Origin of the sequence: Streptomyces sp. NBC_00009, assembly GCF_045040855.1 — a bacterium.
Lineage (GTDB): Bacteria > Actinomycetota > Actinomycetes > Streptomycetales > Streptomycetaceae > Streptomyces > Streptomyces aureus.
The window spans coordinates 104,061-126,976 of sequence record NZ_CP108312.1 but is presented as its reverse complement, the minus strand read 5'-3'; the positions used below and the strand labels follow the sequence as shown (position 1 = coordinate 126,976).

Here is a 22,916-nt window from a genome sequence, read left to right as displayed (position 1 = left end):
GGGCCGAAACGGGCTTGTGATCACTGAGGAGCTGCGCAGAGTGGTCAGCCGTCCCGCGCGGCCTGGTACGCAGTGCGACCGGTGCCGGGGGCGGCCTGCGGCTGCGCAGCGCCCCGTAGGAACCCGTACTCGGTGTTGTAGTGCGCAGCGGTTCGGGCTCGCTGCGCAACGGGGGCTTCGGGAGTTGCGCAGCAGGCCCGCCCGGTCCGGACTCCGACTGCGCAGTGCCGACTGGGGCGCGTTGCGCACCGGGTACTGCGCAGCCCGTACCCATCGTCGGTGAGCGGGTGGTACGCATTTTGCGGCGCCCGCCAAAACGCGCACCGGGCGGCTGGAGCGGTACGGCGAAAACGCGTACCAGTAGCTGAGCAAACCGGTTGCGTCCTGGGGGCCATAGGTACGTCTGACAGGTCTGTGACCTGGTTGTTCTAGAGACCGGTACGCGTTTCGGTACGCGCTTTTTCGCCCCGTGTAGAACGCGTACCGGTCACCGGATCACGGCGGGCGCGGACCGTCGCCGAGGCGCCCTCGAAGCCGGGTGACGCGGAATGGGCCGAGGCGGCCGGTACGCGTTGGGAAACCAAACGCGTACCGGTGCGGGGGAGTGCGCAGTGACCGCGAAAGCGCACCCACGATGCTGCGCACCTCCGCTGCGCAGTTGCAGTGCACTCTGACTGCGCACTCCGGGATCCCCGCTGCGCAGCGTCCCCGCCCACCGCTGCGCAGCGTCCCCGCCCACCGCTGCGCAGTGGACGATCGGATCGTGCTGCGCAACCATCCGCGAGCCGTTGCGCGGGGGCGACAGGGCACTGCGCAACCGGTGCGCTGCAGCCGCCCGGCGGCGCGGTGCAGCGAGACGCGTACCGGTATGCGTACCGACCGGTGGTAGTGGACTGTGATGTGGCGCCGTTCGCCCTTGCCGCACTCGCCGTGCCGGCCATCGCCAGCAGGGCGCCCGGGGCGCAGATCCTTCACGGCCGCCCCTGTTCGGTGCCGGCATGCTGGGCGTCGTGTTCTTGCCAATGATCCCCTTCACCCCCGAGTGATCGGCTTCGGCGACGTGAAGCTCGCCCTCAGTGCCGGCGCGACGCCCGGCTGGTGGGGATGGAGTGCGCTGCTCCTCGGTCTCTTCGCCGGCTGCCTCACCGTTGCTCTATGCCGTTCCCGGTCATTGGCGTTGCCTTGAGCCCGCCTGCACGAGCGGGGAGCATGCAACCGGACGTGGCGGAACACAGCCGGTGGTGGCAGTCCCCAGCCTCTGGACCAGGCACTGGGCTGACCGTCACCGCTGGCCATGTGACGGGCCTGCAAACCGGATGAACAACCCCACTGCCCTTCATCGGCCGGAAAGTTGGACGGAAGTCGACGGCGATCAGGCGGCCAGGCGGCCAGGAACCGGTGATGGTCAGGATCGAGCCGATCACCACGGAGCCGTAGTGCCCGGGCAGGGGAGGCCCAGTGTTTGTGACGACCCGCCCGAGCACCGCGGCCGCCATCAGCATCGCCGACAAACTACCCCTCAAAACCACCAGCAAAGTCACCCCCAAAGGGGGCCTCAAACTCCCTAGTGCACTCTCCACCGCTGGGGAGAGGAAAACGGCAGGTCAGACCCACCGATAGGGGCGTACCGGTCGTGCCGACAACCCCTCTCACGCACACTCCGGCCTGGCCGCAGGTGGGGAAGGAAGAAGAAGAGAAAGAGCAGACGGCAGGACGAGGCCGGCGCGTGCGTGCTCGGGGTCGGAGCAGCGTTGTGTCGTGTTGCGCGTCGGCCGGGGCCTCCGCGCTCGCGGCCCGATGAGACGGGCCGCAGCGGGAAGAGGGACGGATGCGGGTGCATACCGCCTCCGGCTGCCGCACCACGGCCGGCTCTGCTGTGATGGACGGAGTTGCGCCGCCAGGCGTGACACCTCACCCGGCGGTTGGCTCCGTTCCGTAGCTACAGGCGGATTGGAGCCGACATCTCGTGTGGTGTGCCGGCGCTAGGTGTGCTGTTCGGGCACGTTGGTGACGGCAGGGTGGTCTTGCATGGGTGAGGGCCTTCTGGTTTCGGTGGTGATTGCGACATCTACCGCCGAGACGGTGCGGACATGGGTTCGCAAATCCCAGGTCGACGCCGGCCAACGGCCCGGCGTCACCTCCGAGGAGGCCGCGGAGATCAAGCGGCTCAAGGCCGAGAACGCCGAGCGGCGACGGGCCAACGAGATCCGCAAGGCGGCCTCGGCTTTCTTCGCGTCAATGCCATCGTTGGAGACGTCGACCGGCCACACACACGCTCGTAGCGTTCATCGACGAGCACAAGGGCCGTTTCGGCGGCGTCGAGCCGATCTGCCGGGTCCTCACCGACCACGACTGCAAGATCGCCCCGTCCACCTACTACGCCCACCACAAACGCCAAGCCAAGCCTGCGGCCCGCACCCTCCGCGACGCCGAGCTGAAGGACCTGATCACCCAGGCGTACGAGGCCAACTACCGTGTCTACGGTGCCCGCAAGATCTGGCGGCACCTGAACCGCCAGGAGGTCGCGGTGGCCCGCTGCACCGTCGAACGCCTCATGCGTGACCTCGGGATCACCGGCGCGGTCCGCGGCAAGCGGGTGATCACCACGATTCCCGACGCGAACGCGGAGCGGGCCCCGGACCTCGTGGACCGTGACTTCGTCGCCCCGGCCCCGAACCGTTGCTGGGTCGCCGACTTCACCCACGTCGCCACGTTCGCCGGCGTCGTCTACGTCGCTTTCGTCGTGGACACCTTCTCCCGCCGTATCGTCGGCTGGTCCGCTGCCACCTCGAAGGAGACACGGCTCGTCCTGGACGCTCTCGAGATGGCCCTGTGGCAACGTGATCGCGACCAACACCCCTATCGGAAGGGCGAGTTGATACATCACTCCGATGCCGGGTCGCAGGGCGGATTCAACCGGTCGTCGCAACACCTCGTGATAGAGGAGGTGTTGGATGGTTCGTCGACAGCAGGCAGCAGATCGTGCGATTCGTCCGGCGATGAGGTCGCCGGGGCATCCGAAGTTTCATCGCGAGGTCGAGGTGGCGTTCTGGGACGAGATAGCCAAGGGGCTGTTGCCCGAGGAGGCCGCGGCTGCTGTGGGCGTGTCACAGCCTGTTGGCGGCCGGTGGTTCCGCCACGGTGGCGGGATGCGACCGTTCGACCCGAAGCCGCCTATGGGCAGGTACCTGTCGTTTCGTGAGCGTGAGGATATCGCGCTACTCAAGGCCCAGGACAAAGGCGTACGCGAGATCGCTCGGACCGTCGGTCGCGATCCTGGGACAATCTCGCGTGAGCTGCGACGCAATGCCGCGACCCGCAGCGGAAAGGTCGAGTACCGGGCGTCGGTCGCTCAGTGGAAGGCCGACCTGGTCGCGCGGCGGCCGAAGAGGGCAAAGCTGGTCACGAACCCTCGGTTGCATGCCTATGTCCAAGAGCGGTTGTCCGGGCAGATCAGCCGTCCCGACGGGACCCCGATCGAGGGACCAACGACGGGGAAGTGGACCGGCCGGAACAAGCCGCACCGCAAGGACCGTGCCTGGGTGCAGGCGTGGAGCCCGGAGCAGATCGCGAACCGGATCAAGCTCGACTTCCCTGATGATGAGTCCATGCGCATCAGCCACGAGGCGATCTACCAGGCGCTCTATATCGAGAGTCGGGGCGCGCTCAAGCGCGAGCTCATCTTGTGTCTACGCACCGGTCGCGCGCTACGCGCACCCCGAGCCCGCTCACGTCGCAAGACCTGGGCACACGTCACGCCCGAAGCGCTCCTGAGCGAGCGGCCCGCTGAAGCTGAGGACCGCGCTGTTCCTGGCCACTGGGAAGGCGACTTGATCATCGGGCTGGAACGTTCAGCGGTCGGCACCGTCGTGGAGCGAACGACCAGGTTCACCATGCTGGTCCACCTGCCCCGTGAAGAGGGGTACGGCGAGATCCAACGGACGAAGAACGGTCCTGCGTTGGCCGGCTACGGCGCGATATCGATGAAGAACGCGCTGGCCACGACGATGTCGACCCTGCCCGCGCAGCTCGCTCGGTCGCTGACCTGGGACCGTGGCAAGGAGATATCGGCCCACACCCAGTTCAAGGTCGAGACCGGCATCCCCGTCTTCTTCGCCGACCCGCATAGCCCCTGGCAGCGCGGCACGAACGAGAACACCTATTGGTGCAGCCTTGCCGGGCCGGGCTTCTTCGACGGGAGAGGCTCGGCGGGGCCGCCGGGTGACTCGGAGAACACGTGCCGAAAGGCTTTCCGTTGAGATGTCTACGGCGGTCCACAGGGCGAGAGCCCTGGCCGGGAGTGACTTGATAGAAGCCTGCTGAGCCGTCAACTCGCAATAGGTCTGTCCCCTGGCCAGGGCCCTCGCATCTGTCCCGTCATCCGCGACAGCAGACAAGAGGACAACTCGATGGTGACAGTGGGGATCGACCCGCACAAGCACGTACACGTCGCAGTGGCCGTCGACGCTGACGGCAAGCGGCTGACCAGGCCGTTGACCGTCAAGAACGACGCGAACCTGATCGGCGTCCTGCTCAAGTGGATCCGCACGATCGCCGACGGCACCCCCATCACCTGGGCAATCGAGGACGGTCGCGGCTTCGCCCGCCGTCTGGCTGACGGCCTGCTGCTGACCGGCCACGAGGTGGTCTGGGTCCCCACCCGGCTGATGGCCGCCCACCGCAAACTGCACGCCGCCACTGGCTCGAAGTCCGACCCCGTCGACGCTGCCGCGGTCGCCCACGCCGCGATCGCCACCCCCGGCCTGGACCGTCACCGCATCGACGACCGCGTGCGCGAGCTGCGCGTTCTGGTCGACTCACGGGCCGACCTCGTCCGACGCCGCACCATGGTGATCAACCAGATCAAGGCATACACGCACCTCTGGCTCGACCACACCCCCGGCGACCTCACCCGCCGGCCCGGCATGACCTCGCTGACGGTGCTGGTGGACACCACGGACATGAGCGATCACGTCCGCCGGGTGCTGATCGAGATGATCACGGAGATAGACGGGCTGAACAAACGTGTCCGCGGACTCGAAACCACGATCCGGGAGCTGGTCACCCCGCTGGCACCCGCGCTCCTGGAGATCACAGGGATCAGCCACGTCTCCGCGGCGGTCCTCCTCGCCGAGATCGGTGACATCACCCGTTTCGCCAGCTCAGCAAAGCTCGCCCGCTACACCGGGACCGCACCGATCCCGGTCTACTCCTCCGACAAGGAACGCTACCGACTGCACCGAGGCGGCAACCGGCGGCTCAACAGCGTGCTCTACACGACGTCCATCGTCCAGCAACGATTCCATGCGGGCGCGCGAGCACTCCTGGCCCGCCACGAGCCGACCAAGGGAGCCCGCGGAGCCCGACGCATCCTCAAACGCCACCTGATCGACGTCATCCACCGCGCCATGACCCAAGACCGAGCTACCTGGCAGCACCACATCACTCAACATCAGCTCGCCGCTTGACATAGAAGCGTCAACGGCCTGCTGCGCCAGTACTTCCCTAACTGATCGTTTCAGAATGAGGTCCGGAGTCGTCTCAAACAGATGATGCTGCAGGCGAGTTGGAGCAGTCCGAGGTGGAGGTCGGCGCGTATCTCGTAGCGGATGCGGAGTCGTTTGAACTGGTGGAGCCAGGCGAAGGTGCGCTCGACGACCCATCGGGTCTTGCCCAGGCCGGAGCCGTGCGGGGTGCCACGGCGGGCGATCTTGGGTGTGATCCCGCGAGCCCGGACGAGGCGCCGGTACTTGTCGAAGTCGTAGCCGCGGTCGGCGAACAGCCGCCGGGGCCGGTGCCGGGGCCGGCCGCGCAGGCCGCGAATGTGCGGTATGGCGTCCAGTAAAGGCATGAGCTGGGTGACGTCGTGACGGTTTCCGCTGGTCAGCGTGATAGCGAGCGGGGTTCCGTGCCGGTCGACGATGATGTGGTGTTTGCTGCCGGGGCGTGCCCGGTCGACCGGCGAAGGTCCGGTGTGAGCCCCCCTTTGAGAGCCCAGACGTGCGAGCCGTCGATCGCGGCGTCGTCCATCTCCAGCAGGCCTTCTTTGCGTAGTTCCGCCAGCAGGACTTCGTGCAGGCGGGGCCAGACTCCGGCTTCGGTCCAGTCCCGCAGACGCCGCCAGGCCGTCACCCCGCTGCAGCCGATCCGCTCGGCGGGGACGTCCCGCCAGCTCACGCTCTTGCACAGCACGTAAACGATGCCTCGCAGAGCAGCACGGTCATCCACCGGCAACCGCCCGGGATGCCGATGCCGCCGAGGCGGACGCACCGGTAGCAGCGGGGCTATACGTTCCCACAGGTCATCAGGCACAAGGTCGGCAGACACCCAACAGATCCTGCCGACCCAACACCCAACTGCCAAGCCACCACAACGATTTCATTCTGAAACGATCAGTAAGGGCACCGACCTGTCCCGCTGGAGCGCCGAGGAGATCGAGGCAGTCGCTCACGCCTTGAACACTCGACCACGAAAAACACTCGGCTGGAAGACACCCGCCGAAGCGTTCAACGAGCACCTACAGTTGCTCCAACAAGACGGTGTTGCATCGACCAGTTGAATCTGAGCAGTACACATCGTTCGCACTTGCCGAGCACCTCGAGAAGGCCGGCATCGCCGCGTCGATCGGATCGGTCGGCGACGCGTACGACAACTCCCTGATGGAGTCCACGATCGGACTCTTCAAGACCGAGCTGATCAAGCCCCGCCGACCTTGGAAGACGCTGTCCGAGGTCGAGCTGGCCACTGCTGAGTGGGTCGACTGGTACTGCCACCGCCGACTCCACGGTGAGATCGGGCACATCCCACCCGTCGAATACGAGAACAACTACTACCGAGCAACCACGAAACCCCAGGTCACAGTCACAACCTAGAGTCTCGATCAAACCCGGAACGGTTCACTGCGTCGGGGCTGTGCCCAGAAGGATCCGGCTTACCGCATCCGAATAACATCACCGACGCTGCCGCAAGCGTGGCCCACCCCGTGCGGTTCACCAAGTCCCCTTGTCGCTACGCGAGTACAACCGTCACTGATCATGCAGACGATCACACTAGCGCGTACGGCGCTTTGGAGACGGGCGCTGAGCGTCGACTTGGCTCGCTTGCGTCTCATCACCCCGAACAACGCTAGGGCCCCTCAGTGATCACCTGAGGGGCCCTAGTACGTCCGCTGCGCCTAGGCGTGCGAAGCATCACAGGTCAGAACGCTTCCCTGTTCTCCTTGGGCGCCTCTCCCGACTTATGTACTGGAGGCAAGACACTCCAGGGGGAGTTGCTCCATGCAGCACGCTGCTGTGCCCCAGCCGTGCCCGACCGAGCGGGGAACACCGGGGAACAGCGGGAACCCGCGGCCAAGTCGGCCCAGACCGGAGCGAAGAAGGCGCTCCAGGACATCTACAACGCCGAGGACAAAGAACACGCGGCCAAGGCGGTCAAGGCGTTCGCCCAGCAGTACGGGGCGAAGTTCCCCAAGGCCGTCAAGAAGATCACGGACAGGACGAGTTGCTGGCCTTCTACGAATTCCGCGCCGAGCGCTGGATCCACCTGCGGACCACGAACCCGATCGAGTCGACCTTCGCGACCGTGCGGCTCCGGACGAAGGTGACCAAGGGCGCAGGCTCCCGCGCGGCCGCTCTGGCCATGGCCTTCAAGCTCGTCGATCGAGTCCGCTCAGGCCCGCTGGTGGGCCGTCAACGCACCCCATGTCGTGGCCTTGGTGAGGGCCGGGGCGTGCTTCGAGTGAGGCCACCTCGTCGAACACCCCAAGACCCTCGCGGCATAAGATCAGGTCACGATGACCGGTCAGGCGCCACGACACCATGCAAGGGAGCGGGCTATGGCGGCGAAGCGGGAGATCAGGCTGAACTCGATTCTCCGTGCTGAGCTCAACCTGCCCTGTCCAGGCGACGGCCACGCGTTCCGCATGATGGCGGAGCGGTGGATCACAGCGGCTCTGGCCGAGCTTGCCGGGGCGCTTGGTGACGAATTCGGATACAACCTGGATTTCTCGGCTGGCGCCCTTGCCATCAGCAAGGAAAAGCGGAACCCGGAACCCTGTGGGCGTCACTGACGGTCCTCGCGCCCGTCAAGCGACGGCAGAAGCCTTACGAGGTTCCCTGGTCACCGAGGAACTGGCACACCTTCCTCCGGGATCTGGAAAGCATGCCGGGCGAATCGAAGCTCGTTCTGAGACGCATCGGTCCCGATGGACATCCCGACATACCGTGGCTCGACGTGACAGTCGCGCGGGAGAACGAGACCCCGGAACTGGTTTCGCTGAGCGCATCCCGTACGACTGAGGAATTCGACGACCCGGTCGCCCGGCACGCGGCACAGCGCAGATGGACCCGGTTCTTCCGCTCGCAGGTGAGCGCCCACGACGACATCCTCTACGGCAGTGTCGCGGACGACACCGAGTCCGCCACTGGAAGGACCGCGCTGGAGGCCGCCCTCGGACTGCTCCTTGAGGACACATACCCCGAGATGGAGTCCACCTTGCGAGGGTATTCCTGGTGGACGGTCTGCTCCCCGGGAGTCGTGTCGGAACTCGGGGGCATCGGCCGTCTCCGGGACACCGGCGCCTTCCACGAGGTGGAGCCGCTGCCTGGGGGAAGGGTGTCGCTGCGGGTGACCGAGAACATCTGGGAGTACACCGAGGACCGCGTACAAGCGGGGTTCTGGGCCCTGGCACCCGCGCTTCCCCGGGGCAGACCGGAGCCTTGGATCACGGCCGATGTCCCACGACTTGTATTCCAAGACCCCATCGAAACCCATGCACACCTGGACCGCGAATCGCCGTGAGCGTGACACTGATCCACAACTCTTGACAATAACTCCCGTCAACCTGCGCGGTGGGTGTGGGATTTGAACCCACGGTGACTCGCGCCACGACGGTTTTCAAGCTTGTTGACAGCCTTGCCTCGCCGTTGAGACTCCGCTGACCTCATGCGGAAAGACGTGTCACGCGCCACCAGGCCCATTGGGCTGGGTGATGGCGAGGTGCGCGCCACGAGGGAAGGGTCAGTCCGTGGCGATCAGCACGGCTCCCTCATTGTCATGCCAGCCGATGCTCAGCGCCCTGTCGCCGATGTCACGTACGTCGAGTTCCCTGCTCTCGTCCGGAACGGTCATGGCCGGCAGCCGCAGGGTGTGGAGCAGGCGCCCGGTGCCCGAGTCGAGGACGAGCAGGTCGGCGCGGATCCGGCGACCCGTGTCCTTCCCTGTGAGGAACGGCTGGCGTACGACGTACACCCGGCCGTCGGCGACCTCGGGGAACCCGTACGCCTGGCCGGTCGGCGCCCGCAGCTGCCAAGCAAGGTGTCCGTCCCGGGTGCGGTAGGCGCGCAGGAGAGCGTCGTGGTCCTCCTCGGACCAGTAACCGGGGCCGATGGCCGACAGTACGATGCCGCCTCCCGCGGCGACCGCGTCCCACGCATCGGCGGCAGTGAGAGCGCGCGCAGCGACCCCTTGGCGGTTCACGTCGAGCAGCTGAATGCCCCACAGGTGGTCCGAATGAGGGATGACCAGCGTGTGCTCGCCTCCCCTGACCATCAGCCCGAGGTCCGCGCTGTGCTGCTGCCACAGAACCTTGCCCGTGCGGTTGTCGATGCCGAGCAGGAGGTCGTACGCGTCCCTGTTGGGGCTCGTCACGTTGCAGACCAAAGAGACGACGCTCAGGTGGCCCGGCAGGGCGTACGCCCTGATCACGAGTCCGTCGGGGCAGGATTTGGGCGTCTTCGCAGTCCACAGACTCCGGCCGTCGCGCTCGGCGAAGGCACGCACGGCACCGGGGGCCTCGGTGAGAGCTTGGCCGCCGGCAAGCACCGTGGTCCGAAAGCCCTTGGCATGCTGGATGTCTACGTGCCACAGCGGCTTGCCCGTGCGCAGATCGACGCCGATGAGCCTCCCTTCGTCGAAGGCGGCCACCACGGTGCGTTCCGACACGTCGAACGTATCCACACCTGGCTCCGAGTCTGGGCGCTCGTAGCGCCAGTACTCCTTGCCGGTCCGCACGTTCACCGCCCTCACGCCGGAGAGCGAACCTGTCTCGTGTACGTACAGTCCGTGGACCAAGGCTTCATCGAATCCCGAAGTCCGACGTACGACGCGTTCAGGCGCGACCGGGGCCCCGGCGCCGAACGCGGCGGGAAAGGGGCCGTGGGCTCCAGTGACCACGTCCCGTGGCTGGTGCTGCCTGTGCACCCACAAGTGGCTCACCGCGAGGAGGAGCAGCGCGATGAGCAGACCCCACACCTGAACGCGGCCCAGCGCCCGCACTTCCGCAACGTTTGGAACAGGCTTGCCCGGTCCCCCCGACAGTCCCACTCCTGGTTCTCCGAGCAAATTCATCCGTCGCGCCACAACAGCCCCTCGGCCCTGCCCCTGATCACCGTGACCCGATGGCTGAGGGATTCTCACCTTCCGCAGAAGGGCAGCACAAGGGCTGCGGTGTGGTTGCCGTGGCTCGCCAGGTGGTTCCCGAGGGCCTCTGTACATTTCCCTGGGGTTCTGCCTGGTTTGCGCTCTGAGAGCGAGGGCCATGGGCCGCCTCAGTTTCCGTCTCACTCACTGCCGTTCGGAGTCGTTCGCACCGGTACGACAGGTTCAATCGGGCACCGCTGACGACCTGGAACGAACGCGCGTGAACCACAGCGGACCACCGCCAGAACCCGACCAACAGACTTGGAAAGCGTGTTGGTGGGGACCTGCGCAGCCTGCCGTTCCGGCCGGTAGACGTGGCCCCTGAGCAGGGCGACCACGAGTCACGTGTAGTGCAGGCTGACTTCGCTGCGGTACAGCAGCGAAGTACAGCAACCGCAGCAACCGGCCCCGTCCGACAGCGTCCCTATACGGCCGTAGCCCGACCGGTATGACCTCCAGTGACCGGTCCAACGCGGACGAACAGCAGCGGACAAGCACGGACGTGCATGGACGGCCACCGCAGGTGGGGGCCACACCAGCCCAAGGCAGCGCCCCCACCCGTTTCTTCGGGACGAAGCGGTCCCCGCGCCACAGCCGTGCCACATTGCACGGTCATTCACGGTCAACAACGGCTCGCCGCAGTCGAGATGCGCCGTTGCCCCGGGCTGCGGCTACACCCGGGGCGACCTGGCCGTCCTTCCTCCCGGTCACGTCCGCCCTTACAAAGCGGCGGTGCCCGGTCTGGAGCTGGGGACCGAGTACTCAGGCAGTAGCCTGCGGCCAACAGCCTTTGCCGACTTTGGAGGCTCCATGGCGCATGCTGCTCTCACCGAACCGGATCGGCTGTGGTCGGCGCAGGAGGTCCTGTTGCGTCCCAGCCCAGTGCCGGCGGCGGCCGGGGTCTACGGGTGGCATTTCGAAATGACTCCATGCGTAGACGTCGCTGCCGGGCGCCTGCTCTACGTTGGCATAGCGCCGCGACACATCGCTAACCGGACAAGCACGCAGAACCTGCGCAAGCGCGTGCGGTATCACTACCGGGGCAATGCGGCTGGATCAACGCTTCGCCTCTCCCTCGGTTGTCTGCTCGGGCTTGAGCTGCGCCGCGTAGGCAGCGGGAAGCGCATGACCTTCGGCAAGGCCGGGGAAACTGCCCTCAGCCAGTGGATGGCGGAGAACGCCCGGGTGTGCTGGATCGAGCATGACAAACCGTGGACCATGGAGTCGGAGCTCATCTCTCAACTCGACCTGCCGCTGAATCTCGACCAGAACCGCGACAACGCCTTCTATGACCGCCTCAAGGAGCTGAGGGCCCAAGCCCGGGGGCGGGCACGCGAGTTGCCCATCAGCGCATAGCCCGTCAGGCTGACATCACCAGCTGACATCACCAGCTGACATCAACGACGGCGAACGATGGTGCACCGACGCGGCCAGAGCCGGACCCACGGGCGACCACCCACCCCCGTTTCGGCACGCCGCGCGACAAGGCGATCGAACTCCTAAAGCGGTGATCCCGAGGCAGACGGTACCTCCCTGCGTCGCACCTCGGGCGTGGGTGCGTAGGCGTCGAAATGGAGCCCGTACCTTGTCGGTCGTGGTCTCAATGGTGGTCTCAAACGCTGCTCAGTCCGCGGCCGTCCGCTGGCATCCGTCGAAGTCGGGCAGGCCCTCTGGCCAGGCCAGCGAGTCATCTGGCGGATGCCAGCTGACGCCCCCGGATCAAGATCGGACAACTTATAAGGCGTAGCTCTCCGGCAGTGCCATCCGGCACATCTAAGAGGGCGTTTCGTCCCGTTGTTTCATCCCGATTTGCTGGGTTGAGTGTGGTTCATGCTCCGCGCCATGTGGGAGTGGATTCGGCGGTGAGTCTGCGGGTCATGAGGTTGATCATCGCGAGGCGGATTATGGCTTCGGAGCGGTGTGGGTGGGCTTCGTAGTCGCGGGCAAGGCGTCGGTGGTTCATGAGCCAGCCCAAGGTTCTCTCGACGGTCCAACGGCGGGGCAGGACGGCAAATCCCTTGGTGGCGTGGTCGCGGCGGACGATGTGCATGTCGATGCCCAGGGTGGCGGCGTGTTCGACGAGGTGCTGGCGGTAGCCGCCGTCGACCCAGGTCTTGCGGACGGCGGGATGCTCGGTGGCGACCCGTTCGATAAGCGTCTGGCCGGCGATGGAGTCCTGCACGCTGGCCGCGGTGACGAGGACTCCAAGGAGGAGCCCGACGGTGTCGATGACGATGCTGCGCTTGCGCCCGACGATCTTCTTGCCGGCGTCGATGCCCTGCTCAAAGGCAGGCACGTTAGTGGAGGTCTTGATGCTCTGAGAGTCGATGACACACGCGGTCGGCTCCTCCTCCCGGCCTTCCTGCCTGCGGACTTGCCGGCGGAGGAGACTGTTGAGCTGGTCGAAGACACCCTCTTCCTGCCAGCGCGCGAAGTAGGCATAGACCGTGTTCCAGTGCGGATGGTCGTGCGGCAGGTAGCGCCAGGGGATCCCGGTGCGGTTCACGTAGAGGACCGCGTCCAGCAGGCTCCGCAGGTCGTGGTCCGGCGGCCGGCCGATGTCCAGGCCGCGGCCGCGGCGCTCGGACCGCCACGCTGTCAGGACCGGCTCGACCAACTCCCACCGGGCATCGGACAAGTCACTGGGATAGCGGCGACGTTCAGACATGATTCCGAGCTACCCACCCCCGACCCGGCAGGCCCGGGCGCAGACACCGGCGCCCGAAGCACACGGCGCACAACCCGGCGCCTTGGGATGAAACAGGAGCAGCCAGGCCAACACGGCGCCGAAGTCGCGGACTCCTACACCACCGTTCACACCAGCCTCAGTAGCCACAGACAAGTCGACTCCCAAACTCGCTAATAACGGCCTAAATACAGGTTAAACGCCCTCTTACTGATGGTTTCAGAATGAAGTTCATTGTGGGGCTTGGCGGTTGGGTGGTGTGTCGGCAGGATTTGGTAGGTGTCTGCTGACCTTGTGCCTGATGATCTGTGGGATCGCGTCGTGCCGCTGTTGCCGGCTCGTCCGGCTCGGCGGCACCGGTATCCCGGGCGGTTGCCGGTGGATGACCGGTCTGCGTTGCGGGGCATCGTTTACGTGCTGTGCAAGGGCGTGAGCTGGCGGGACGTTCCCGCGGAGCAGGTCGGCTGCAGCGGGGTGACGGCCTGGCGGCGTCTGCGGGACTGGACCGAGGCGGGTGTCTGGCCCCGGCTGCACGAGGTGCTGCTGGCCGAGTTACGGGCTGCCGGGTTGCTCGAGATGGACGACGCGGCGATCGACGGATCGCACGTGCGTGCCCTCAAAGGGGGGCTCACACCGGACCTTCGCCGGTCGACCGGGCCCGGCCCGGAAGCAAGCACCACCTGATCGTCGACCGGCAGGGCACCCCGCTCGCCGTCTCTTTGACCAGTGGAAACCGTCACGATGTCACCCAGCTCATGCCGCTGCTGGACGCCGTACCCCGCATCCGTGGCCTACGTGGCCGACCCCGCCACCGGCCCCGGCGGCTCTTCGCCGACCGCGGCTACGACTACGACAAGTACCGGCGTCTCGTCCGCGCCCGTGGGATCACACCCAAGATCGCCCGCCGCGGAGTCCCGCACGGTTCCGGCCTGGGCAAGACCCGCTGGGTCGTCGAGCGCACCTTTGCCTGGCTCCACCAGTTCAAGCGGCTTCGGATTCGCTACGAGATACGTGCCGACCTCCACCTGGGCCTGCTTCAGTTCGCCTGCAGCATCATCTGCTTGAGACGACTCCGAACCTCATTCTGAAACCATCAGTTAGTGACTGTTTGAGAGCCTGGTCGTAGGGCGTATGCGGCTGGACTATGGAGTTCGTGGTATCTGGCGGGGTGGCTCGGCGGCAGCGGTCTTCTGTTCGGGGCGGCGCCTGCTGCAGGTTCTGCTCGTTGCCGTCCGGCAGTCGCTCTGCCATCGGTTGGATCGACTTACGCCGCCCGTCCAGCATCAGTCCCCGCAGATAGGCAGTCACCCTTCGCCCGCTGATCCTTGCGCGTACGGGTGTGGCGGCGTACTCCGACGTGGTGTCGGGGTGCGCCGCCACGAGGTGGTGCGGTAGGGGTTGTGTTGCCGTCACGGGGTGGTGCGTGCGGGTTTTGCGTGGTGGTCCGCCTGGTCATACGGGCTACTTCGGGTCGTCGTTGAACTTCGCCTTGGACCAGTAGTAGCCGAGGACGGTTAGGCCGAGGCTCCAGGCGATGGTGAGCCAGCCGTTGTTGCCGATCTCGCTGCCGAGGAGGAGACCGCGCAGGGTTTCGATGGCGGGGGTGAAGGGCTGGTATTGGGCGATGGGCTGGAACCAGCCGGGCATGGTGTCGGTGGGGATGAAGGCGCTGGACAGGAGGGGCAGCAGGATCAGGGGCATGGCGTTGTTGCTGGCAGCCTCGGCGTTCGGGCTGATCAACCCCATACCGACCGCGATCCAGGTGAGCGCTGTTGCGAACAGCACGAGAAGCCCGAACGCAGCCAGCCATTCAAGGGCGGTGGCGTCCGTGGACCGGAACCCGATCGCCACGGCGACGGCCCCGACTAGCACCACGCTCGTGATGCATTGCAGGACGCTGCCGATGACGTGTCCGATGAGGACGGAGCCGCGGTGGATGGCCATGGTGCGGAAGCGGGCGATGATGCCCTCGGTCATGTCGTTGGAGACGGAGACGGCGGTTCCGATGGTGGTGGAGCCGATCGTCATCAGGAGCAGGCCGGGGACGATGTAGGCGATGTAGACGGAGCGGTCGGCGCCGTGGCCGCCGATGCCGGCGCTCATGACATCGCCGAAGATGTAGACGAACAGCAACAGCAGCATGATCGGCGTGAGCAGCAGGTTCAGGGTGAGCGACGGATAGCGGCGGGCGTGCAGGAGGTTGCGGCGCAGCATCGTGGAAGAGTCGCGCACGGCGAGGGACAGGGAGCTCATCGGGCTTCCTCCTTGGGCTGGTTGGGCTGGTTGGGGACGGTGGCGCTGCCGGTGAGGGCGAAGAACACGTCGTCGAGGTCGGGGGTGTGCACGGTCAGCTCGTCCGCCTCGATGCCGACCGAGTCCAGCCAGTCGAGGATGGAGCGCAGCTCGCGCTGGCTGCCGTCGCTGGGGATCTGCAGCGCGAGCGCCTCGTCGTCGCGGTGGGCCTCGCGCAGTGAGAGGGCGGCGGACCGGTAGGCGTCCGGGTCGGTGAACCGGAGCCGGATGTGTCCGCCGGGGATGAGCCGCTTGAGTTCCTCGGCGGTGCCCTCGGCGGCGATCCTGCCGTCGTTGAGCACGGCGATACGGTCGGCGAGTTCGTCGGCCTCGTCGAGGTACTGCGTGGTGAGGAAGACGGTGACACCGTCGGAGACCAGCTCGCGGATGATGCCCCACATGTTGTGCCGGGCGCGGGGGTCGAGGCCGGTGGTCGGCTCGTCGAGGAAGATGATCCGCGGGTTGCCGACCAGCGTCATGGCGATGTCGAGGCGGCGCTTCATACCGCCGGAGTAGGTGGAGGCGGGCTTCTTCGCTGCGTCGGTGAGGTCGAAGCGCGCGAGGAGTTCGGCGGCGACGCGCCGCCCCTCGGACTTGGGGAGGTGGTGCAGGTCGGCCATGAGGAGCATGTTCTCCTCGCCGGTGATCAGGCCGTCGACGGCGGAGAACTGCCCGGTGACACCGATCGCAGCCCGCACCGCCTGCGCCTTGGTCGCGAGGTCGTGCCCGCCGACGCGGATCTCGCCAGAGGCGGGATCGGGGGAGAGGAGGGTGGAAAGGATCTTGACCGCGGTGGTCTTGCCGGCGCCGTTCGGCCCGAGCAGGGAGAACACCGTTCCCTCAGGGACGGCCAGGTCGATGCCGTCAAGGACGGTCTTGTCGCCGTAGGACTTGCGCAGCCCGTTCGCCGCGATGGCCAAAGTACTCATGAAAGGCGCTCCTTCGAGACCTGTGGGTGGCTTAGAGGCTGCGGGCGGTGATGTCGCCGTGGGCGGTGGTGGCGTGGATGGTGAGTGCGGCGGTGGCGCCGTCGGTGTTCTTGAGGGTGTTGTGGATGCGGCCGTAGGTGGTGCCGGCGTCCAGAGCGGCAGACACGCCGCGGGCGGCGCCGATGGTGATGTCACCGAACTCGGTGCGCAGTTCGACCGTCCCGCTCGTGGCCTCGGCGATGTTCAGGTCGCCCTTTTGCGTGCTGATCTGCGCGGGGCCGTTCAGGCGGCCGACCAGGATGTCTCCGGCCTGGAGGGTGAGGCGGGCGCCGGTGGTCTCGTCGAGCTTGACCGTGCCCTGCGCGCCCTCGAAGGTGACGTCGCCGAGACGTCCCACACCGCGCAGTTCGGCGGCGGCAGTCTTCGCCTCGACGCGGGAGCCGGCGGGCAGCTGGACGGTCACTTCGACGGAACCGGAGTTGCCCAGGATCCGGTTCTTCGAAGCTGCCGCCTCGATGCGCAGAACACCGTCGGCGTAGGTGACCGTGGTCTGTTCGGCGGCCTTGAGGTCGCGGCTCTTGGACTTGTCGGCGGGCAGGATCTCGACGCATGTGTCGGCGCGGTCGGCGGCGATGAACCGGATGCGGCCCGCGGGGATGTCCAGGACGGCGGTGACGGGGGAGGGGGTGTCGAACTTCTGCATGGTGTGCTCCTTGAATCCGTTGTTTCTGATGGGCGAAACGCTACGTTGCATTCAAGGATCGAGCAACAGTCTTGTTGCGCAAGAACCCTATAACTGCAGGTAGTTGCAGGGATTTCATTGCAATGGTCTGGGCTCTAATGCAACAGGTCCACTGCCCGTCGTTGCAATGAAATGAGAGTGAACGCTATAGTCGGCCGGGCGGACCTCAGTTGCGGACGTCGGACACTGGGCGCGAGACAGGTATGCCAGGCACTGGCGCATGGTTGCGAAGAAGAGGGAGACAGCAATGCCAGGAGGCAGACTCACCCAACAGGAACGCCAGCAGATCACCCTGGGGCTGGCCGACGGCCTCGCCTATGCCGAGATCGCCAGAAACCTGGAGCGTCCAACGTCGACAATCACGCGCGAGGTGCTGCGCAACGGCGGCCCGACCGCCTACCGCGCGGACCTCGCGCACCGGGCCACGGAACAGCGTGCCCGCCGTAAGCAGGCCGCGCCCCGGGACGAGGGCGCGGGTGGCACGTCTTCGCAGGCTTATGGGCGTGATGCGGAGGCGGTGCGCGCGTACGAGGAGACGTTCACGACCGTTCTCATACAGTCGGGCACGCCGAAGATGATGGCGCGGGTGATGTCCTGCCTGACCCTCACCGACACGGGCAGTCTCACCGCGGCCGAGCTCGTCCAGCGTCTGCAGGTGAGCCCTGCGTCCGTCTCGAAGGCGGTCGCGTTTTTGGAGAGTCAGGGCATGGTCCGCCGGGAGCGTGATGAACGGCGCCGGGAGCGCTATGTCGTGGACAACGACATCATGTACCAGTCGATGATGGCGTCCGCCCGCTCCACCGCCCACATGGTCGACGTCGCGCGGCAGGGTGTCGGTGTTCTCGGGTCGGGCACTCCGGCGGCGACCCGTCTGGAGAACATCGCCCGTTTCCTCGACTTCGTCTCCGAAAGCATTGCGCGCGCGGCCGAGCAGGCCCGGGACATCCTCCATACCCAGCCCGAACCGCCGAAGGACAGCACCACCTGACCGTCCCTCAGGGCCCAAGCCGCCCGGATATGGGGAGGTTATCCGGGATCCAGACGTGAAGCGGGGCGCGTTCGCCGGACCTCAGCCCGCCGGCCGTGGTGGCCTGTCGTCTCCAGGGTGGGACGGCTACCGGGCACTCGTGGGCCGGTGGCCCGGCGATCGCGTGCTGACCCGGTCCCGCTCCGGCGGTGATCTGACGGGGGCATTTCCCGAGATCGTTGCCGCAGCCGCAGCCGCAGCCGCAGCCGCAGCCCGCAGCCGCCGACTTGCCCGACAACACCGCGCTCGACGGCGTTATGTGACCTGTGGGGGTGTCTCAGCCCCCAGGTGTCTCAGACGGCGCAGCTCCCATAGACGAGACGTGACGGGCGTCGCGGCCATGTGCCGCAGCGGCCGCTCAGAGGTGGCCGTCCAGGAAGTTCCGTACCTCGGCGATGGTCATAGGCCCCGTGCTGTGCGCCACCGCCTCTCCCTCCTTCAGCAGGACGCAGGACGGGGCTCCGGTGATCCCGTATCGCTCGGTTGCGGCCGGACAACGCGTGATGTCGGCGCGGACGACCGTCAGGCGGCCCGTGTAGTCGTCGGCGATGCCACCCACAACGAGGTCCATCACCCGGCAGGGCTCGATTGCCTTGGGCCACGTCCCGGTGAAGTATGCGAGGACCGGAACTCCGCTCATCCCGAGGATGAAATTGAACTCCGCGTCCTCACGGGGTCGGTGAACCTGCTTCGCCATGGAAGCTCCTGACCTTACGTTCCGTCATTCCATCCCCATCTTCCCTCGCGCGGTGTGCCAGGCCGGCCCGGTCGGTCGTACGGTTGACCTGCCGGAAGGGGGGCACGGGGCCGTCGCAGAACCACGGTGGTCCCCGGCGCGAGCGGCCCGCCCCTGGTGACCCGGCCTGGCCGCCCCGCCGGTCACCCAGCTGCAGCCCGCCGCGCGCCCGTGGGTCAGCTCGTGCCAGGACAGCGCCCTCCACGACGACATGAAAGCCGTTTTCCAGGGCCAAGCGGCCCAGATCACCGACCAGATGCTCGATGAGCGCGTCGACGAGCGGGCCGGTGCGCATCGTCCACCGGATCCAGTCGAGCCGTATCCGCCACCGCGCTTCTCAGAGACAGCGTCCCCGACGGGCTTACCGAGGCCTTGTCTGGTCTTCACATCAACCCCCGGTCTCAGCTGGCTAATACCGCTCTTCCCGGGGCCGCATGAGCCAGCTGATGGCACCGAGAACGAGGCACGATTCCTGGACCGCTCGCGGCCGCGGGCGTGGACGGTCGAAGTTCGCGTCAGCTGACCCGAAGACCGACCGCCAGCGTCAGTTCAAGGACCCGTTGTGGCGATGCGAGATCCGGAAACAGCTCCCGCAGCTGCGACATCCGGTAGCGGACCGTCTGGGGATGGACGAACAGTGCCGCCGCCACCTCGTCCCGTCTGCCCTGGTGCAGCAGCCACGCCCGCAACGTCTCCTCCAGCCGCTGTGCGGTCGCGGCGGGCAAGGTCCGCAGCGGTGCGAGGGCTCGGGCCCGCAGGTCTGCGAACGCGTCCGCGTCGGCGCTCAGCACCAGCTCGGGCAGGTGGTCCTCGGTGTCGCGGATATCGGAGGAGAGGGAGCGCGCGCGAACCGCTCGTGCGTACGAGGCGGACGCACGGGTCCATGGCCGGGCCGGGCCGACCACGGCGGTGCGGTCGGTCAGCTGCCGCAAGAGATGTGCTCGGTCGGCATCGGGGACGAGCAGCACACCGGTGGCGTCCGGCAGATCGTCGAGGACGAGGGTGCTCGGGTCGAGCGCGCGGTAGGCAGGCCGGGCCTGGGCGGCGGGCAGCAGGACCGCGGTCAGCGAAACCGGAGGCTGCCACCCGGCCCGTTGAACAGAGGCCAGCAGCACGTCCGGGCTCGCGCCGGCGAGGAGGTCGCGGGCCAGGTGTTCCAGGTGGCGCTCGTGGGCCCTGCCCCGGGCGGCCAGTTCGTCGGCGTGGCCCGCGGCGCTCGCGGCGGAGAGCTCGTCGATGTAGGCGAAGGTCAGCTCGGCGAACTTGGCGACCTCGGCGGCGGGCAGACCTGCGGGTACGGCACCCGCTGCCAGGCATCGCCAGGCCACGCGGGCGCCGACGCGGTAGGCGCTGAGCAGGGCGTCCATCGAACGGCCGTCGCGCACCTCGCCGCGGCCCAGCTCGTAGGCTGCGTCACCGGCGTCGCCGCCCGTGGCGTTCCCGCTCGCGAGGTCCAGGTAGTGCCCCAGGGCAGTGCGGACGGCTCGGCGGATGGTGGCGCCCATGCGGCCCGAAAGAGCGCCTGCGTAGGGAGGGACCTCGTCGATGATCGCCTGGACGACCTCGTCGGCGGTGCTCTTCAGCGCGGCCCGAAGTGCGGTGACCGTCGTCTCATCCAAGGCCAGTTCGCTGGCCCTCCGGACTGCATGGCTCATGTTTTGTTCCCTACGAACAATTCAGCCGACCAGATTTACGTCCTGTGGTCAGGACTTTACGCCCTGAGGCGCAGCAAGCTGGAGTCATGACGAGTACAGCCCTCCGCAGCAGGGCGTGGAAACTGCTGGAGATGGTCACGACGCCGCTGCTGCCGTCGGACTACCTCGACCTGGTCAGCCCCCTGCGTGCGGGCGCTGACCTGCGTGGGCGCATCGAGGCCGTGCACCCCGAAACGGGTGACGCCGCGACCATCGTGATCAGGCCGGGACGGGGCTGGCGCGGCCACACAGCCGGTCAGTACGTGCGGATCGGGGTCGACGTCGACGGGGTGCGCCTGTGGCGTGCCTACTCGGTCACCTCGCCGACAAACCGCCAGGACGGCCGCGTCACGATCACCGTGAAGGCGATCCCGGACGGCAAGGTCAGCAACCACCTGGTCCGCAGGGCGAAACCGGGCACGCTGATCCAGCTCGACCAGCCGACCGGTGACTTCGTGCTGCCGCAGGCCAAGCCCGCCAAGGTGCTCTACCTGACGGCCGGCAGCGGCATCACGCCCGTGATGGGCATGCTGCGTGACATCGAGTTCGACGACGTCGTCATGGTCCACTGCGCGCCACAGCCGCAAGACGTGATCTTCCGCAACGAACTGCACGACCTGGTCGCGGACAAGAAGCTGCGGCTCACCGAGGTGCACACCGACACAGACGGCATGCTCGACATCGCCCGTCTCGACGAACTCGTGCCCGACTGGGCCGAGCGCGAGACCTGGGCCTGCGGGCCCGCGGGCCTGCTCGACGCCGCCGAAGAGCACTGGACCGAGCACGGCGTACAAGAGCGCCTGCACACCGAACGCTTCCGCCCCGGCATCGTCGTCGCCGGCGACGGCGGCGAGGTCACGTTCAGCGCCACCGGCAGGACCGTCGACGCGGACGGCGCCACGCCGTTGCTGGACATCGGCGAGGAGGCCGGGGTGCTCATGCCCTCCGGGTGCCGCATGGGCATCTGCTTCGGCTGCGTCACGCCGCTCAAGGCGGGCGCCGTCCGCGACCTGCGCACCGGTGAGATCACCGAGGCCGAGCCGGGCGTCCTCATCCAGACCTGCGTGTCCGCCGCGGCGGGCCCCTGCGACATCGAACGGTAGGAGCACCTTGACCGCCATCGACCCCACCGCCCACCTGACCGCGGAGCAGATCGAGGAGCTCGGCCGCGAGCTGGACGCGATCCGCGACGAGGTGATCGCTGGCCGCGGCGAGAAAGACGCCGCCTACATCCGCAAGGTCATCTCGGCGCAGCGCAAACTCGAACTGGTCAGCAGGGGCGTGCTGCTGTTCTCGTTCTTCCCGCCCGCGTGGCTGCTCGGCACCGCCGGTCTGTCCGTGGCGAAGATCATGGACAACATGGAGATCGGCCACAACATCCTGCACGGCCAGTGGGACTGGATGCGGGACCCGAAGATCCACTCCACCACCTGGGAGTGGGATCACGTCTCGCCGTCCGAGCAGTGGAAGCACTCGCACAACGAGCTGCACCACACGTACACCAACGTGATCGGCAAGGACAACGACCTCGGCTACGGCATCATGCGCGTCGACGAGGACCAGAAGTGGCACCCGTTCCACCTCGGCCAGCCGCTGTGGAACTTCCTCAACGCCTGCTTCTTCGAGTACGGCATCGCGGCGTACGACCTGGAGCTCGGCAAGAACCTGCACATGCGCCGCCGCAAGAACCCGGAGTTCCGCGCGCGGGCCAAGGCCGTGGGCCGCAAGATCCGCAAGCAGGTGCTCAAGGACTACGTGATCCACCCGCTGCTGTCGGGCCCGTCGTTCCTCACCACGCTCGCCGCCACGTTCACCGCGAACCTGGTCCGCAACATCTGGTCCCACTCGGTGATCATGTGCGGGCACTTCCCCGAGGGCGTGCAGGTCTTCGAGCGCCGGTCGATCAAGGGCGAGACGCGCGGCCAGTGGTACCTGCGCCAGATGATGGGCTCGGCGAACATCAGCGGCAGCAGGGCCATGCACTTCATGACCGGCAACCTGTCGCACCAGATCGAGCACCACCTGTTCCCGGACCTGCCGAGCAACCGGTACGCCGAGGTCGCGGTGAAGGTGCGCGCGCTGTTCGAAAAGTACGAGCTGGAGTACGTCACCGGGCCGCTGCCCAAGCAGGTGTTCTCCGCGTGGCGCAAGGTCTTCCGGCTCTCGCTGCCGAACAAGAAGCCCATGGTCAAGACGCCGGACCGCGAGCAGGAGCTCGTCGCGGTCTGATTCCCGGTATTGGTTCAGATCTTTCGGCCGTACCGGCGGCACCGCCGGGGTTCGGTGAGATCCGTTGCGGACGGTGGGCGGCCGTGACATCAGACCGTACGACACGGGATCCGGGCAGCCCGGTGTCCGGCTGCGCTGCCTGGACGTGCGCCAGGAGCTCAG

Annotated in this window: 18 protein-coding genes and 4 pseudogenes; 13 read left to right on the top strand and 9 right to left on the bottom strand. The window is 67.0% G+C overall.

Annotated features, from left to right (window positions below; genetic code table 11):
• Positions 1-2,059: 2,059 nt before the first annotated feature.
• The 3 genes and pseudogenes from OHA58_RS00570 (at position 2,060) to OHA58_RS00560 (ending at position 5,468) form a co-directional block, all read left to right on the top strand.
• Complete coding sequence (locus OHA58_RS00570; RefSeq protein ID WP_405475129.1) at positions 2,060-3,202, top strand: IS3 family transposase; 1,143 nt, start codon at positions 2,060-2,062, stop codon at positions 3,200-3,202.
• Positions 3,150-4,160 (top strand): annotated as a pseudogene (locus tag OHA58_RS00565) (IS30 family transposase); the annotation flags it as partial. The gene OHA58_RS00570 and the pseudogene OHA58_RS00565, both read left to right, overlap by 53 nt.
• A gap of 249 nt (positions 4,161-4,409) precedes the next feature.
• The gene (locus OHA58_RS00560) at positions 4,410-5,468 is read left to right on the top strand and encodes an IS110 family transposase (protein WP_405475127.1); all 1,059 of its coding nucleotides are present in this window, start codon (positions 4,410-4,412) and stop codon (positions 5,466-5,468) included.
• Between the two features lie 50 nt (positions 5,469-5,518).
• On the opposite strand, the gene OHA58_RS00555 is transcribed toward OHA58_RS00560, so the two are convergent.
• A protein-coding gene (locus tag OHA58_RS00555; protein WP_405475125.1) for an IS5 family transposase occupies positions 5,519-6,327 on the bottom strand; the annotation gives its coding sequence in 2 pieces (ribosomal slippage) (positions 5,519-5,988 and positions 5,988-6,327; 810 coding nt in all).
• A 67-nt stretch (positions 6,328-6,394) separates the two neighbouring features.
• On the opposite strand from OHA58_RS00555, the pseudogene OHA58_RS00550 reads away from it, so the two are divergent.
• The 5 genes and pseudogenes from OHA58_RS00550 to OHA58_RS00530 all read left to right on the top strand — a co-directional run.
• Positions 6,395-6,559: pseudogene (locus tag OHA58_RS00550) on the top strand (IS30 family transposase); the annotation flags it as partial.
• Complete coding sequence (locus tag OHA58_RS00545) at positions 6,543-6,872, top strand: integrase core domain-containing protein (protein WP_405475123.1); 330 nt, start codon at positions 6,543-6,545, stop codon at positions 6,870-6,872. The pseudogene OHA58_RS00550 and the gene OHA58_RS00545, both read left to right, overlap by 17 nt.
• Before the next feature lie 479 nt (positions 6,873-7,351).
• Positions 7,352-7,741, top strand: a pseudogene (locus tag OHA58_RS00540) (transposase); the annotation flags it as partial.
• A 93-nt stretch (positions 7,742-7,834) separates the two neighbouring features.
• Positions 7,835-8,068, top strand: a complete 234-nt coding sequence (locus tag OHA58_RS00535; RefSeq protein WP_405475120.1) for a hypothetical protein — start codon at positions 7,835-7,837, stop codon at positions 8,066-8,068.
• Positions 8,069-8,160: 92 nt separating this feature from the next.
• Complete coding sequence (locus OHA58_RS00530; protein WP_405475118.1) at positions 8,161-8,799, top strand: hypothetical protein; 639 nt, start codon at positions 8,161-8,163, stop codon at positions 8,797-8,799.
• A gap of 219 nt (positions 8,800-9,018) precedes the next feature.
• Here the strand turns inward: OHA58_RS00530 and OHA58_RS00525 are convergent, their stop codons facing one another.
• Positions 9,019-10,071 (bottom strand): PQQ-binding-like beta-propeller repeat protein, encoded by a 1,053-nt coding sequence (locus OHA58_RS00525; RefSeq protein ID WP_405475115.1) that lies wholly within the window; start codon positions 10,069-10,071, stop codon positions 9,019-9,021.
• A 1,158-nt stretch (positions 10,072-11,229) separates the two neighbouring features.
• Here OHA58_RS00525 and OHA58_RS00520 point away from each other — a divergent pair.
• A complete protein-coding gene (locus OHA58_RS00520; protein ID WP_405475112.1) occupies positions 11,230-11,775 on the top strand; it encodes a GIY-YIG nuclease family protein in 546 nt (181 codons plus the stop codon).
• A gap of 472 nt (positions 11,776-12,247) precedes the next feature.
• On the opposite strand, the gene OHA58_RS00515 is transcribed toward OHA58_RS00520, so the two are convergent.
• Positions 12,248-13,087: an IS5 family transposase gene (locus OHA58_RS00515; RefSeq protein WP_405475110.1), complete on the bottom strand. Its 840-nt coding sequence runs from the start codon at positions 13,085-13,087 to the stop codon at positions 12,248-12,250.
• A 297-nt stretch (positions 13,088-13,384) separates the two neighbouring features.
• Here OHA58_RS00515 and OHA58_RS00510 point away from each other — a divergent pair.
• Positions 13,385-14,193, top strand: a protein-coding gene (locus OHA58_RS00510; RefSeq protein WP_405475107.1) for an IS5 family transposase whose coding sequence is annotated in 2 segments (ribosomal slippage) — positions 13,385-13,724 and positions 13,724-14,193 — 810 coding nt in all. Because the reading frame shifts where the segments join, the coding sequence is not laid out codon by codon here.
• Between the two features lie 118 nt (positions 14,194-14,311).
• Here OHA58_RS00510 and OHA58_RS00505 read toward each other — a convergent pair.
• The 4 genes and pseudogenes from OHA58_RS00505 to OHA58_RS00490 form a co-directional block, all read right to left on the bottom strand.
• Positions 14,312-14,435, bottom strand: a pseudogene (locus OHA58_RS00505) (transposase); the annotation flags it as partial.
• Positions 14,436-14,566: 131 nt separating this feature from the next.
• Positions 14,567-15,358 (bottom strand): ABC transporter permease, encoded by a 792-nt coding sequence (locus OHA58_RS00500; RefSeq protein WP_405475104.1) that lies wholly within the window; start codon positions 15,356-15,358, stop codon positions 14,567-14,569.
• Positions 15,355-16,326 carry an ATP-binding cassette domain-containing protein gene (locus OHA58_RS00495; protein WP_405475101.1) on the bottom strand — a complete coding sequence of 324 codons (972 nt, stop codon included), beginning with the start codon at positions 16,324-16,326 and terminating at the stop codon, positions 15,355-15,357. The genes OHA58_RS00500 and OHA58_RS00495 overlap by 4 nt, the downstream gene beginning before the upstream one ends.
• Before the next feature lie 31 nt (positions 16,327-16,357).
• Positions 16,358-17,029: a DUF4097 family beta strand repeat-containing protein gene (locus OHA58_RS00490; RefSeq protein ID WP_405475099.1), complete on the bottom strand. Its 672-nt coding sequence runs from the start codon at positions 17,027-17,029 to the stop codon at positions 16,358-16,360.
• A gap of 286 nt (positions 17,030-17,315) precedes the next feature.
• On the opposite strand from OHA58_RS00490, the gene OHA58_RS00485 reads away from it, so the two are divergent.
• A complete protein-coding gene (locus OHA58_RS00485) occupies positions 17,316-18,056 on the top strand; it encodes a helix-turn-helix domain-containing protein (protein WP_405475097.1) in 741 nt (246 codons plus the stop codon).
• Between the two features lie 397 nt (positions 18,057-18,453).
• Here OHA58_RS00485 and OHA58_RS00480 read toward each other — a convergent pair whose 3' ends face one another.
• Positions 18,454-18,792, bottom strand: a complete 339-nt coding sequence (locus OHA58_RS00480) for a thioredoxin family protein (RefSeq protein ID WP_405475094.1) — start codon at positions 18,790-18,792, stop codon at positions 18,454-18,456.
• A gap of 554 nt (positions 18,793-19,346) precedes the next feature.
• Positions 19,347-20,486 (bottom strand): PucR family transcriptional regulator, encoded by a 1,140-nt coding sequence (locus OHA58_RS00475; RefSeq protein ID WP_405475092.1) that lies wholly within the window; start codon positions 20,484-20,486, stop codon positions 19,347-19,349.
• An 86-nt stretch (positions 20,487-20,572) separates the two neighbouring features.
• Here OHA58_RS00475 and OHA58_RS00470 point away from each other — a divergent pair, with 86 nt between their 5' ends.
• Together OHA58_RS00470 and OHA58_RS00465 are read left to right on the top strand one after the other, a co-directional pair.
• Positions 20,573-21,628: a ferredoxin reductase gene (locus OHA58_RS00470; protein WP_405475090.1), complete on the top strand. Its 1,056-nt coding sequence runs from the start codon at positions 20,573-20,575 to the stop codon at positions 21,626-21,628.
• A 7-nt stretch (positions 21,629-21,635) separates the two neighbouring features.
• On the top strand, positions 21,636-22,754 hold the full coding sequence (locus OHA58_RS00465; protein ID WP_405475088.1) for a fatty acid desaturase family protein: 1,119 nt from the start codon (positions 21,636-21,638) through the stop codon (positions 22,752-22,754).
• Positions 22,755-22,916: the final 162 nt, after the last annotated feature.